The sequence below is a fragment of the Yeguia hominis genome (assembly GCF_014384705.1).
Classification (GTDB): domain Bacteria; phylum Bacillota; class Clostridia; order Oscillospirales; family Acutalibacteraceae; genus Yeguia; species Yeguia hominis.
Genome location: NZ_JACRSN010000006.1, coordinates 101595 through 114685, shown reverse-complemented (window position 1 = coordinate 114685; position 13091 = coordinate 101595). Strand labels below are relative to the sequence as shown.

Genomic DNA, 13091 nt, shown 5'->3' with positions numbered 1-13091 from the left:
CGGAACCAGCAAAAATGGCCGGAGGAGCACTTGCGGTATTTCTCACAGAATGGGTCCTACGGATGATTGGCTGAAACAAAGATGTTTGCGGAAAGCACAGCGACGCAGGCCGCACGCGAAGCGTGTTTCATCGCGCCGGGGGCCGTTTCCGTTCTGGAAACGGAGCGGACGCGGGAGGAGGTTTGCTCCGTTCTGTGGCCTATTCTTGTTTGCCATTTACAAACACGCAGTGTCTTTCATCGCGCACGCGAAGCGTGTTTCATCGCGGACGCAGAGCGTCTCTCACCGCGCTGGGGTTTGCTCCGTTCTGTGGCGCGCCGGACGCGGGAGGTCACGCCTGCCGTTCCGGGCACGGAGTGCCATTCGTCGCGCCGTGGGTTTTCACCGTTCTGCAGCGCGCCGGACGCGGGAGGGCGCGCCTGCCGTTCCGGGCACGGAGTGCCATTCATCGTGCCGTGGGTTTTCACCGTTCTGCAGCGCGCCGGACGCGGGAGGGCGCGCCTGCCGTTCCGGGCACGGAGCGCCATTTGTCGCGCCATGGGTTTTCACCGTTCTGCAGCGCACCGGACGCGAGAGGTCACGCCTACCGTTCCGCAGCTTTGCGTCTGCCCTCTGTTCTTACCTTCACCCACCCTCGTCATCGGCACGAAATTTCGCTCCCCCCGCACACGAAGCGTGTTTCATCGCGCACACGGAGTGTGTTTCATCGCGGACGCAGAGCGTCTTTCACCGCGCTGGGGGGTTGCTCCGTTCTGTGGCGCGCCGGACGCGAGAGGTCACGCCTACCGTTCCGGGCACGGAGTGCCATTTGTCGCGCCGTGAGTTTTATCCGTTCCGTAGCGCGCTGGACGCGGGAGAGTGTGCCTGCCGTTCTGCGGCCTTCTTCGTTCTGTGGATTTTTGCGCACATGGAATGTCCGCCTTCTGCGGTTTGGCTTATATAAATATTCTGAATTTACCGAAAAAAAGAAGCGTTCGCGCCTGGTTTTGCGGAAAAACCGAAGGGCGGGACGCTTCTGTGCGTTTGCAGCGTTTGGAAACGGAATGGGAAAGGAATGTCCGGCACAGGCGGCCGCATAGCGCGGTGCGATGGATTCTTTTTTTGATGACGCGTAATTTGGGTGGGGAAAACGAAAAGCCGCTGCGTCGATACGGCGCGCGGCTTGGGTTCGGTTCGGATGGAATAGATGGCATCGGCTAATCGATCTTGATGGAAAAGTCGTTGTAAAATTCGGAGGCGGTTTCCTGCGCCAGCTGCAAAAAGCCCTTCATTTGCGGTGTGATCCACTTGTTTTTATGATAGCATAGCTGCGCCCAAAGCTGGACATGGCAGTCGGAGGCCGGAATTTTGCGCAGGGTTCCCATCTGCAGCTCGCGCTGCACGGCGAACTCCGGCAAAAACGAGACGCCGGCGTTGACGCGCAGCAGGCGCACGATGACTTCGGTATTGCCGATTTCCAGAAACGGATTCGCCGATTCGCCCTGCGCCGCAAGACGCTGCTCCAGCTCATAGCGGTAGCTGACGCCGGTTTCCGTCAGGATCAGCGGCTCGCGGATGATCTCTTTGAGCGTTGACATGGATTTTTCAGAACGCAGATAATTGACGCCTGCGACAAAAAAGGCCGGACTGGCGGCTTCCAGAACGCAAATTCTGTCCGGAGAAGGGCGCCGGCGGTCAAAAAAGTAGATGAGATCGACCTCGTTTTGCCGCAGCATCTCAAAAAGCGCCTCCGTCAGGCCCGTGCGCAGTATGGTTTCCACCTTCGGATAGGCCTGGTGATACCGATGCAGCAAACTCGGAAATACAGAAATCAGGAGCGACTCAATGGTGCCGATGCGCAAAACACCAGCTGGATTTCCGGGCACCGAGAGCGCCGCGCGCGCCTTTTCTTCCGTTTTGATCAGATCTGCGGCATATTTGAGCAAAATGCGGCCGCTGTCCGTCAGTGTCACTTTCTTTCCGATCCGATCAAACAGCGGGACATGCAGCTCGCTTTCCAGCGCGCGGATCTGCATGGTCACTGCAGACTGAGAATAGCCCAGCTCGTCCGCTGCACGCGTAAAACTCAGCAATTCTGCGGTGCGCAGAAAGGTATGAAGATTGCGTAATTCCATGATTTCACATCCATTTGAAAAATTGAACTATTTGATTCAAATCATGAATTTTACAAATTGATATATTTATGCTACAATGAAACCTGTCAAAAGTCAAGGAAACCTTGCATGGACTTGACTTTGTGAACCCTCTGATTTTTCCTCTCCTTGATCATAATATCAAGACTTTCCTCTAACAAGGCCCGGCAGCGTCGCTAGGACGCTGCCGGGCGTCCCCGTTTTATAGAAAAAATTTCATAGAAAAATGAGAAAGCGCCTGCGGAAGCAGACGCTTTTTTTACCGTTTGTTTTTATATCTACGCGGCGGTATATCGGGATTTCCTTTTTCTTCATAGGTACCGCGCGCATCATCGCACAGCCATTCGAAGGAAACCCGATAAAACCGTGCGATCCGAAACAGGGAATCCAGTCTCGGCTCACTTTTTCCGCTTTCATAGTACGCATAGGTCGAGCGGTCAACCGTAAGCAGTTCGGCAAGATCATTTTGTGTGAGCAGATGATTTTCTCTGAGTGAACGAAGCTTGTCTCCTAATTCTTTTGACATCAAAAATCCCTCCCCAAATTCTTCCAAATTAAACCGGATTTGGATTTATGCAGGATCTGCGGAACGGTTTTCCGGAACGTATTGCGGCAGAGCACGTCTCTGGCACGTGCTTCAGCAGAGAAAACGACGGCGCCCACAAATCATATCTCTAGTATAACGCATCTCCTTTCAAAATACAGCAAATATTGGGAACTTTTATTTTTTTATTCAAAAAACTTTAAAATTGGCTTCTTTTACATGAATATTCTGTTTTGAAGAATGAAAAATCTCTTTTTTGAAATATCATACACAAATATTCTTGCGCGTGTATAGAACGGAGAATGCATCCGGCGCGATGAAACACGCTTCGCGTGCTCCCGCGTCCGGCGCGCCACAGAACGGAGCAAACCCCCGGCGCGATGAGACACGCTGCGCGTGCGCGATGAAAGGCGCTCTGCGTCCGTGCCCAGTATACTGAAAAAACTTTGAGCATACGCAGACTTTTGAACGGTGTATTGTGTATATTGAAAGCCGCGGAACGGAGAAAGCGTCCTCTCGCGTCCGGCGCGTGTATAGAACGGAGAATGCATCCGGCGCGATGAAACACGCTGCGCGTGCGCGATGAAACACGCTTCGCGTGCTCCCGCGTCCGGCGCGCCGCAGAACGGAGCAAAACCCCGGCGCGATGAACGGCACTTCGTGCCCGCGATGGAACACACTTCGTGTGCGCGGGGGAAGACGCTTCGTGTGTGGTGCACAAAAATGGGGGGCTGGTTTCTCTGTTTTCGTGAGGGAGATAGAATTTCCGGGTGTGGGAAGATCGGGAATTGACTTGCAGAATGCGGGAAACTATAATAAAATCAGTATAAAATATACCGAAATAAGGCAAGGGGAACGCGCCTGTCTGTGGTTCAGCTTTCTTAGAAAAACCGGGACGGACGCGGTGCTTATTTTCGGCAAATCTTTCCGGCGCCGACTTTGCGCCGGACAACAAATCGGAGGGTGTAAGAAATGAGCCGTGTTTACAATTTTTCTGCCGGTCCTTCTATGCTGCCGGAATCGGTTCTGCGCCGTGCGGCAGAGGAAATGCTTGATTACAAGGGCAGCGGTCAGTCCGTAATGGAAATGTCACACCGTTCCAAAGTTTATGACGAAATCATCGTGGAGGCGCAGCGCCTGATGCGCGAAGTCCTCGAGATCCCGGACAATTACAAAGTGCTGTTTATGCAGGGCGGCGCGTCCTCGCAGTTTACAATGGTGCCGATGAACCTCATGACCGGAAGCGGCAAAGCTGACTATGTACTCAGCGGCCAGTTCTCCACGAAAGCCTATAAGGAAGCCTGCCGGTACGGCGACGTCAAGGCGGTTGCTTCTTCCAAGGAAGAGGGCTTCTCCTGCATTCCGGCGCTCGATCCGAAGGAGTTCCGTCCGGATGCGGATTACTTCCACATCTGCATGAACAATACGATCTACGGCACAAAATGGCACACGCTTCCCGAAACCGGAAACGTGCCGCTGGTTGCCGATATTTCCTCCTGCATCGCCAGCGAGCCGCTTGACGTTACGAAGTTCGGTCTGCTCTATGCGGGCGCGCAGAAGAACATGGCTCCGGCCGGCCTGACCATCGTGATTGTACGCGAGGATCTGATCGGTCACGAGATGGAAATTACCCCGGCGATGTTCAACTACAAGACGATTGCCGACAATGATTCGATGTACAACACGCCGCCGTGCTGGTCGATTTATATCTGCAAGCTGGTGCTGGAATGGATCCGCGACGAGATGGGCGGACTTGCCGGCATGAAGGCGCACAATGAGAAAAAAGCCGCTGTGCTGTATGATTTCCTCGATTCGTCGAAACTCTTTAAGCCCTGCGCGAAGAAGGATTCCCGCTCGATGATGAACGTGACGTTCGTAACCGGCGACAAAGATCTCGATGCGAAATTTGTCAGCGAGGCTGCGGCAGCCGGATTTGTCAACCTCAAGGGTCACCGCTCTGTCGGCGGAATGCGCGCTTCCATTTATAATGCAATGCCGCTCGAAGGCGTGGAAAAGCTCGTCGATTTTATGAAAGCGTTCGAGGCTGCCAACGCCTGAACCGACCAGAGAAACGGGGGATTTATGATGTATCACATTCACTGCCTCAATAAAATTGCCGCAGTCGGCACGAACCGTCTCGGCGAAAATTACGAACTGACGGATAAAATCGATTCCGCGGACGCCGTTTTGGTGCGCTCCGCTTCCATGCATGAGACCGAATTTCCGAACTCTCTGCTGGCCATCGCGCGGGCAGGCGCCGGTGTCAACAACATCCCGATTGACCGCTGCAGCGAAGCGGGCATCGTCGTGTTCAACACGCCGGGCGCCAACGCAAACGCTGTCAAAGAGCTGGTCGTTGCGGCGCTGCTGCTTTCTTCGCGGAAGGTGATCGATTCGGTTGAATGGGCCAAAACCCTCAAAGGCAAGGGCGACGAGGTCGGCAAGCTGGTCGAAAAAGGAAAGTCCCAGTTTGCGGGTCCGGAAATTGCCGGAAAGACGCTCGGTGTGATCGGGCTCGGCGCGATCGGCGTATTGGTTGCGAATGCCGCTGCGGCGCTCGGAATGACGGTTTACGGGTATGACCCGTTCCTTTCGGTCGACGGTGCATGGGGGCTTTCCCGCGCGATTCATCACGCGCACACGCTCGATGAGATTTTCTCCTGTGACTATATTACGGTACACGTTCCGCTCACGCCGGACACAAAGGATCTGATCTCAAAGGACAGCTTCGCAAAGATGCACGACGGCGTGCGGATTCTCAACTTTGCGCGCGGCGGACTGGTGAATTCCGCAGATATGCTCGAGGCGCTGGCTTCCGGCAAGGTTGCGGCCTATGCGACGGACTTCCCGAGTGACGATCTGATCGATGTACCGGGCGTTCTGGCGATTCCGCACCTGGGCGCTTCTACGCCGGAGTCCGAGGACAACTGTGCCTGCATGGCGGCGGATCAGGTTCGCGATTATCTGGAAAACGGAAATATCTGCAATTCGGTGAACATGCCGGCGATTTCCATGCCGCGCGACGGTTCGGATCGGATTTGTATCATCCACAAGAATGTGCCGAACACTATCAGCCTTCTGGCCGGTGTGATGGGCGGCGCCGGTGTCAATATTGAAAATATGCAGAGCAAGTCCCGCAAAGACTATGCGTATACCATTGTCGATGTGACCGGCGGAGATGTCGGCGCAGCGGTGCAGAAGCTTTCGGATGTCCCGGCGATTATTCGCGTTCGGGTTATTCCGGGCTGACCTCAACAAGCAGACCGCGAGAGGACTTTTCCCTCCCGCGGTCTTTTCACACACACGAAGGGTGTTCCATCGCGGACGCAGAGCGTCTTTCGTCGCGCCGGGGGTTTTGTCCGTTCTGCGGCGTGCCGGACGCGGGAGCACGCGAAGCGTGTTTCATCGCGCCGGATGCATTCTCCGTTCTATACACGCGCCGGACGCGAGAGGACGCTTTCTCCGTTCCGCGGCTTTCTGTATACACCGTTAAAATTCTGCACGTGCCCAAATTTTTCTTCCACAGACACGCAGTGTCTTCCATCGCGCCGGGGGTTTGCTCCGTTCTGGAAACGTGCTGGACGCGGGAGGGCACGAAGTGCCGTTCGTCGCGCCGGATGCATTCTCCGTTCTGTAAGAATGGTGGACGCGGGAGGACGTTTTCTCCGTTCCGCGGCTTTCTGTATACACCGTTAAAATTCTATACGTGCCCAAATTTTTCTTCCACAGACACGCAGTGTCTTCCATCGCGCCGGGGGTTTGCTCCGTTCTGTGGCGCGCCGGACGCGGGAGGGGAATTCTGCTGTTCTGCAGCGGTTTCGCGGCATTTCCGCAACTGTTCTGTGGCTGTTTCGCGACGGGTTCCCAGCTTTTTCATACGGATCTGCTTCTAGTCCGCGGTTTACTGGATATGCCGCGCGAAAACGGAGAAGCCTAAACCCCTCTGTGCGCGGAACGGCTTTCAAAATGCGATACGGCAAAGGCGGACAGATGGGTGCGCTTGACGCTTCTGGGCGGCAGAAAACGGGTGGCAGAACGATTTTAAGGCGCAGAAGAAGAGACGCAAAAGAAAACGAAACCGAACCCGACCCTGACGGAAAGTCTGTGCAGACGGCTTCCGAAAGCCGGGCGGGTCAGAAGATAAGGAGTGCAGCCGATGGGAAGCATCCGCATATGCGGGGCCGCGGTGTTGGAGCCGTCCGGCCTTAAGAAAAAAGAGCTTTGGATTCGGGACGGCGTATTTGTGCAGCCGGATCCGAAGGAAACGCCCGATGAAACCATCGATGCGGCGGGGCTGGTTGCCGCACCGGGACTTGTCGATCTGCATGTGCATCTGCGGGATCCCGGTCAGACGGAAAAAGAGGATCTCGTTTCCGGGTGCCGTGCGGCTGCGGCGGGCGGTGTGACGAGTTTGCTTGCCATGCCGAACACCCGTCCGGCGATGGACTCCCCCGAAGTGCTCCGCGCATTTTTATCCCGCGCGGCACAGCAGAAGATTCACGTCTATCAGGCATCGGCGGCGACAAAAGGGCTTTTCAGCGAGAATTGCTGTGATCTTGCCGCCATGCAGGCAGCCGGTGCGCGCGCCGTATCAGACGACGGGTTTCCCGTCAAAACGGCGGACTGCATGCGCCGGACGCTTTTGGAGGCCGCGCGGCTCGGGCTGCCGGTCTTTGCGCACTGTGAGGATCCGGCGCTCATGGGCGGAAAAATGAATGCCGGCGCGCTTGCCGAAGCGCTCGGCGTGCCCGGAATGCCGGAAGCCGCCGAAGAAAACGGAATCGCCCGGGATCTTGCGCTTGCCGAAGAACTGCAGGTCCCGCTGCATCTTTGCCACGTCAGCACGCGCGGCTCGGTTGCGCTGATCCGAAAGGCCAAGGCGCGCGGCGTGCGCGTGACGGCGGAGACGGCGCCGCACTATTTTTCACTCGACGAGTCGCTCCTTTCAAAGCGTGATGCCGATTACCGGATGAACCCGCCGCTGCGGACCAAAGCGGATGTCTTGGCGGTGATCGAGGGCCTTTGCGACGGAACACTCGACGCCATTGCAACCGACCACGCGCCGCACGCGCCTGCGGAAAAAGCGGATTTTCTGGGCGCACCGAACGGCTCGATCGGCATGGAGACCTCGCTTGCGGCTGGGCTGACCTTCCTTGTAGAGCCGGGGCATCTGACGCTTGCGGAGCTGCTGGAAAAAATGTCCCGCAATCCGGCGCGGATTCTCGGCATTCCTGCCGGGACGCTTTCGCCCGGTGCGCCGGCGGACCTTGTGCTGTTTGACCCTAAGGCACGGAACACGGTCGATCCTGCGCGATTCCACGGAAAGAGCCGGAACTGTCCGTTTAAGGGCATGACGCTTTCCGGACGCGTTCGGATGACCATTGCGGGCGGCACGGTGGTTTACCGCCCGACACTTTGAACCGAGAGAAACACACGCCAGACTGGCGGGAAAAGGAGAAAATTTCGATGGAACGGCTGATTCAGGCAATCCGGGCTTGTCAAAACCCGACGGTGGCAGGACTTGATCCGAAACTCGACTACATTCCGGAACAGATCCGGGAGGACGCATACCGCCAGTACGGCAAAACGCCGGCCGGCGCGGCAGAAGCCATCCTGCGCTTTAACCGCGGGATCATCGACGCGCTCACGGGACTGGTTCCCGCGGTCAAGCCCCAGTGCGCCTATTACGAGGCGTTCGGCTGGGAGGGCGTCCGCGCGCTGGCAGAGACGATTGCCTATGCGCGGAAAAAAGGCCTCTATGTCATTACCGACGGCAAACGCAACGACATCGGCACCACGATGGAGGCCTACGCGGTGGCGCATCTCGGAGAGAACAGCGTGGAGGAGTTCGCCTTTTCGCCGTTCGGCGCGAACGCGCTGACCGTGAACGGTTATCTGGGCAGCGACGGAATCCGGCCGCTTTGCAAAATCTGCAATGCGCTTGACAAGAGCATTTTTGTGCTTGTCAAGACCTCGAACCCGTCGTCCGGGGAATTGCAGGATCAGAAACTGGCCTCCGGCGAGACCGTTTACCGCGCGATGGGTGCCATGTGTGAAGCCTGGGGCGCGGACAGCATCGGCATTTCCGGCTACAGCCGGGTCGGTGCGGTGGTCGGGGCGACCTATCCGCAGCAGCTCGAAGAACTGCGTCAGGCGCTGCCGCACACCTTCTTCCTGGTGCCGGGTTACGGCGCGCAGGGCGGCGGCGGAAAAGACGCTGCGCCGGCGTTTGACAAAAACGGAATCGGCGCGGTGGTCAATTCTTCGCGCGGGATCCTCTGCGCGTGGAAAAAAAGCGGCGGAGACTTCATGGAGGCCGCTGCCCGTGAGGCAACGCGCATGCGGGACGAGATTATGGAGGCAATTGCCGCGCGGTAAAAGCGCGGGGACACGGAAAAACGGAATCAAATTCGCAGTCCGGATCGCCGTGGAAACGCCTTTGACGCAAAGGCAGAGGCGCGGCGAAACGGCATTTTTAGAAGGAGGCCTATGCATGCTCGAAGAAAGAACAGAACTCTGCGCACTTTTACGCGAACAAAACGCCCTTTTGAAAAAGCAGCTCTCAGCCGCCAGACTTTGTGCGCTGGTATGCGGAATTTTACTGCTTGCAGCGGTTCTTGCGGCGGTGATCCTGCTGCCGCGCATGGCGCAAACACTGCAGGAGGTCTCCGACGCAGTGTCCAGCATGCAGCTTGCAGTGGACAAAATCCAAAAGATTGACATTGAGACGCTGAATCAGGCGATTGCGGATCTGCAACGGATCATTGCGCCGCTGGCCAGCCTGTTTGGCAATTAAGGAGGGGCCGCATGGATACGCATCTTGCCAAAATTCAGACTGCCCGCGCCATTGCGCCCGGCATCTATGATTTTACCCTGTCCGCGCCGCAGCTTGCCAAAGAAGCGCGGCCCGGACAGTTTGTGCATATCCGTCTGCCGGGACACACGCTGCGCCGGCCGATTTCCATCTGCTCTGCTTCCGCTGCGGAGGGAACCGTTCGCTTGGTGTTTGCGGTCCGCGGAGAAGGAACCCGCGCGCTTGCCGCCATGGGACGTGAGGAAACGCTCGATCTCCTCGGCCCGCTCGGCAATTCTTTTGATCCGGAGTCTATTCTGAGTAAATGCGGTAGCTGTCGCCCCGAAGCCGGAAGCGCGTGCGGAGACGGGGCTGTGTGTGATCCGGAGCTTGCCCGGAACAAGTTTGCAAGTGTTCACCCCGAAGCCGGAAGCGCGTGCGGAGATGGGGATGTGTGTGCGCCGGAAAAAAGCCGGAGTGCCGATGGGCGCGTGATGCTGGTCGGCGGGGGGATCGGCGTGCCGCCGATGCTGTTTCTTGCGCAGGCGCTGCACGGGGACTGCATCGCCGTGCTGGGCTTCCGGTCGGCGGAGTCCGCGATTTTGGCGGAGGAATTCCGCGCGCTGGGCTGCGATACCAGAATTGCGACCGAGGACGGTTCTCTCGGAGAAAAGGGCTTTGTGACGGACTGTTTTCCGCAGTCCGGAATTTCGGCGATTGCCGCCTGCGGGCCGGTTCCGATGCTTCGGGCGGTGGCATCCTACGCAAAGGCGCGGGCGATTCCCTGTGCGGTTTCGCTGGAAGCGCGGATGGCCTGCGGCGTCGGCGCCTGTCTTGGGTGCGCGTGCAGCTTATTGCGCGAGGACGGCACGGCCTATTACGGGCATGTCTGTAAGGACGGTCCGGTTTTTGACGCGGCGCGCGTCGCATGGGAAGGAGCGCAGGCATAATGGCTGACGTACGGGTCAATCTCGCGGGAGTTCTCCTGCAAAATCCGATTATTGCGGCGTCCGGCACCTTCGGGTTCGGGCGCGAATATGCAAAATTCTATCCGCTGTCCACACTCGGCGGCATTTCCTGCAAGGGCACAACGCTTCGGGAGCGGCCCGGAAACCCGCCGCCGCGCATTGCGGAAACGCCCTCCGGTATGCTCAACGCTGTCGGGCTGCAGAATCCCGGCGTGGAGGCGTTCCTGGAAAACGATCTGCCCTGGCTCAAGGAGCAGGGCACGGCGGTCATTGCGAACATCGCGGGAAGCTGTCCGGAAGATTACTGTGCGGTCGCAGAGCGGCTTTCCGACTCGGCGGTCGACCTTGTGGAGCTGAATATTTCCTGTCCGAACGTGAAGGCCGGCGGCGTACAGTTCGGCGTGACGGCGGAAGGCGTTGAGAGCATCACCAGAGCCGTGCGGCGGCACTGCAAAAAGCCTATGATGGTCAAGCTTTCCCCGAATGTTACGGATATTGCCGCACTCGCAGAGGCGGCTGAGTTTGCCGGTGCGGATGCGGTTTCGCTCATCAACACGCTGACCGGCATGCGCATTGACATTGAAACGCGCCGCCCGATTTTACATAACAACACCGGCGGACTTTCCGGCCCGGCTGTATTTCCGGTTGCCCTGCGCATGGTGTGGCAGGTTGCGAACCGCGTGAAAATTCCGGTCGTGGGGCTGGGCGGCATCTCAAAATGGGAGGATGCTGTCGAAATGCTGCTGGCAGGCGCGACGGCCGTCCAGATCGGAACGGCATTTTTTACCGATCCCTATGTGCATCTGCGGGTGCTCGACGGCCTGCAGGGGTATCTTGACCGGCACGGATACGCTTCTGTGACGGAACTGACCGGAAAATTGGAGGCATATTAATATGGCATGGCAGAAAAAACCGGAAGGCGCCTGCCGGATGCTGCTGGTTCGGCACTGTGAGACAGAGGGCAATCTTCGGCATGTCTTTCAGGGGCACATCGACACGCCGGTCAGCCCGCGCGGGGAAGAACAGCTCGCGCTGCTGGCAGTGCGGTGCCGGAATCTTCCGATCGATGCAATCTACACCAGCCCGCTGGACCGTGCAGTCAAAACCGCGGAGGCAATCAACCAGTTTCATCATCTCCCAATCAGGACGGAGCCGGATCTGATCGAAATTCACGGCGGCGTCTGGGAGGGCAATCCGATTGAGGAATTCTCCAAGACGCATCTCGCGGACGAATACGCCTGGAGCGAAGAACCATGGAATTTTGCGCCGGAGGGCGGCGAGTCCATGCGGAACGTGTATGTGCGCGTATGGAATGCGGCAAAGCGGATTGCTGCGGCGGAAATGGGCAAGACCGTGTGCGTTGTTTCCCACGGCTGTGCGATTCGGAATATCCTCTGCGCGGCGCTCGGCAAGCCGGTGGAGGCGCTCGGCGAAGTCGGCTGGGGCGTCAATACAGCGATTTCCGTTGTCGATTTTTTGCCGGACGGAAGCAGCAAAGTCATCGCAATGAACGAATGCGGCCATGTGCCGGTGAACCCGGACGCTTTTACCGGCGCGTACCGGATCCCGGAACGCGATGATGCGCGGAAGGAGGTGGACTGATGGTCATTCTCGGAGTGGATCTCGGAAAAGCCCGGACAGGCTTGGCGGCTTGTGATCCCGGAGAAATTCTGGCCTCGCCGGTGCGCGTGATTGCAGAGCGCGATCGGGATCGGCTTTTGGAGGCCGTCGCGGCGGAGGCGTCTGCCCGGCGCGCGGAGCGTCTGGTGGTCGGTCTGCCCAGGAATATGGACGGCAGCGAAGGGGAAAGCGCGCAGAATGCCCGCGCATTTGCGGCAGCGCTCGCCGAAAAGACCGGTCTGCCTTGTGATTTGCAGGATGAGCGCGGGACGACAATCACGGCGCATAACTATTTGAGCGAGACGAATGTGCGCGGAAAAAAGCGCAAGGCGGTCGTCGACGCGGCAGCGGCTGTGATTATTCTGCAGGATTATTTGAGCAGACGGAAGCAAAGCCACGGCGGACCGCTGTTGTAAAAACGGTGAGACGCCCGCTTGCGCTGTTGGATGCGAATCGGAACGGGCGTGGATGCAAGTTCGCGTCGGCAGGAAGCTGGAATAACGGCGTGCGGATGACTGCAAGAAGCAGTCAGCAAAAGCGGGCCGCGAAACGGAGAAAGCATCCTCTCGCGTCCGGCGCGTGTATAGAACGGAGAAAGATTCCGGCGCGGTGGAACACGCTTCGCGTGCTCTCGCGTCCTCCCAGCCACAGAGCGGAGAAAATCTCCGGCGCGTATATAGAACGGAGAAAGATTCCGGCGCGATGGAAGACACTTCGTGTCCGCGGTGAAATACACTCTGTGTGCGTGTGCAAGAGATCGGACAAAGAAAATGCGGAGTAACGCTGCATTGAAGAAAAAATTTGGGCACGTGCAGGCTTTTGAACGGTGAATTGTGTATCATTGAAAGCCGCGGAATGGAGAAAGCGTCCTCTCGCGTCCGGCGCGTGTATAGAACGGAGAAAGCGTCCGGCGCGTATATAGAACGGAAAAAGATTCCGGCGCGGTGGAAGACACTTCGTGCCCGCGATGAAATACACTCAGTGTGCGTGCGCAAGAGATCGGACAAAGAAAATGCGGAGTAACGCTGCATTGA

11 protein-coding genes are annotated in these 13091 nt (G+C 57.7%); 9 read left to right on the top strand and 2 right to left on the bottom strand.

Translation table 11 applies throughout. The features are described from left to right. Positions 1 to 1196 precede the first annotated feature (1196 nt). A complete protein-coding gene (locus IAG03_RS05580) occupies positions 1197 to 2114 on the bottom strand; it encodes a LysR family transcriptional regulator (RefSeq protein ID WP_249318870.1) in 918 nt (305 codons plus the stop codon). Positions 2115 to 2391: 277 nt separating this feature from the next. Beyond that, positions 2392 to 2658 (bottom strand): helix-turn-helix transcriptional regulator, encoded by a 267-nt coding sequence (locus IAG03_RS05575; RefSeq protein WP_249318868.1) that lies wholly within the window; start codon positions 2656 to 2658, stop codon positions 2392 to 2394. Positions 2659 to 3648: 990 nt separating this feature from the next. Between IAG03_RS05575 and serC the strand changes: the two genes are divergently transcribed. From serC to ruvX, 9 genes are all read left to right on the top strand, one after another. After that, entirely contained in the window at positions 3649 to 4734 is a 1086-nt protein-coding gene (gene serC, locus IAG03_RS05570; RefSeq protein WP_249318866.1) for a 3-phosphoserine/phosphohydroxythreonine transaminase, read from the top strand. Positions 4735 to 4761: 27 nt separating this feature from the next. Then, positions 4762 to 5925 (top strand): 3-phosphoglycerate dehydrogenase family protein, encoded by a 1164-nt coding sequence (locus IAG03_RS05565; protein WP_249318864.1) that lies wholly within the window; start codon positions 4762 to 4764, stop codon positions 5923 to 5925. Between the two features lie 907 nt (positions 5926 to 6832). Further along, positions 6833 to 8095, top strand: coding sequence for a dihydroorotase (locus IAG03_RS05560; RefSeq protein ID WP_249318859.1), 1263 nt, complete (start codon positions 6833 to 6835; stop codon positions 8093 to 8095). A 41-nt stretch (positions 8096 to 8136) separates the two neighbouring features. Next, positions 8137 to 9054 (top strand): orotidine-5'-phosphate decarboxylase, encoded by a 918-nt coding sequence (gene pyrF, locus IAG03_RS05555; protein WP_249318940.1) that lies wholly within the window; start codon positions 8137 to 8139, stop codon positions 9052 to 9054. A 115-nt stretch (positions 9055 to 9169) separates the two neighbouring features. Beyond that, on the top strand, positions 9170 to 9472 hold the full coding sequence (locus IAG03_RS05550; RefSeq protein ID WP_249318856.1) for a hypothetical protein: 303 nt from the start codon (positions 9170 to 9172) through the stop codon (positions 9470 to 9472). A gap of 11 nt (positions 9473 to 9483) precedes the next feature. Continuing rightward, complete coding sequence (locus IAG03_RS05545) at positions 9484 to 10419, top strand: dihydroorotate dehydrogenase electron transfer subunit (RefSeq protein WP_249318855.1); 936 nt, start codon at positions 9484 to 9486, stop codon at positions 10417 to 10419. Then, on the top strand, positions 10419 to 11330 hold the full coding sequence (locus IAG03_RS05540) for a dihydroorotate dehydrogenase (protein ID WP_249318854.1): 912 nt from the start codon (positions 10419 to 10421) through the stop codon (positions 11328 to 11330). Before IAG03_RS05545 ends, IAG03_RS05540 begins: the two co-directional genes overlap by 1 nt. 1 nt (position 11331) lies before the next feature. Continuing rightward, positions 11332 to 12039 carry a histidine phosphatase family protein gene (locus IAG03_RS05535; RefSeq protein WP_249318853.1) on the top strand — a complete coding sequence of 236 codons (708 nt, stop codon included), beginning with the start codon at positions 11332 to 11334 and terminating at the stop codon, positions 12037 to 12039. After that, on the top strand, positions 12039 to 12473 hold the full coding sequence (ruvX, locus tag IAG03_RS05530) for a Holliday junction resolvase RuvX (protein ID WP_249318852.1): 435 nt from the start codon (positions 12039 to 12041) through the stop codon (positions 12471 to 12473). The genes IAG03_RS05535 and ruvX overlap by 1 nt, the downstream gene beginning before the upstream one ends. The last annotated feature ends 618 nt before the right edge of the window (positions 12474 to 13091 follow it).

Bases quoted from the DNA above. Each gene is read 5' to 3' on its own strand.
- IAG03_RS05580 (WP_249318870.1), bottom strand. From the start codon at position 2,114: ATGGAATTACGCAATCTTCATACCTTTCTGCGCACCGCAGAATTGCTG.
- IAG03_RS05575 (WP_249318868.1), bottom strand. From the start codon at position 2,658: ATGTCAAAAGAATTAGGAGACAAGCTTCGTTCACTCAGAGAAAATCAT.
- serC (WP_249318866.1), top strand. From the start codon at position 3,649: ATGAGCCGTGTTTACAATTTTTCTGCCGGTCCTTCTATGCTGCCGGAA.
- IAG03_RS05565 (WP_249318864.1), top strand. From the start codon at position 4,762: ATGTATCACATTCACTGCCTCAATAAAATTGCCGCAGTCGGCACGAAC.
- IAG03_RS05560 (WP_249318859.1), top strand. From the start codon at position 6,833: ATGGGAAGCATCCGCATATGCGGGGCCGCGGTGTTGGAGCCGTCCGGC.
- IAG03_RS05550 (WP_249318856.1), top strand. From the start codon at position 9,170: ATGCTCGAAGAAAGAACAGAACTCTGCGCACTTTTACGCGAACAAAAC.
- IAG03_RS05545 (WP_249318855.1), top strand. From the start codon at position 9,484: ATGGATACGCATCTTGCCAAAATTCAGACTGCCCGCGCCATTGCGCCC.
- IAG03_RS05540 (WP_249318854.1), top strand. From the start codon at position 10,419: ATGGCTGACGTACGGGTCAATCTCGCGGGAGTTCTCCTGCAAAATCCG.
- IAG03_RS05535 (WP_249318853.1), top strand. From the start codon at position 11,332: ATGGCATGGCAGAAAAAACCGGAAGGCGCCTGCCGGATGCTGCTGGTT.
- ruvX (WP_249318852.1), top strand. From the start codon at position 12,039: ATGGTCATTCTCGGAGTGGATCTCGGAAAAGCCCGGACAGGCTTGGCG.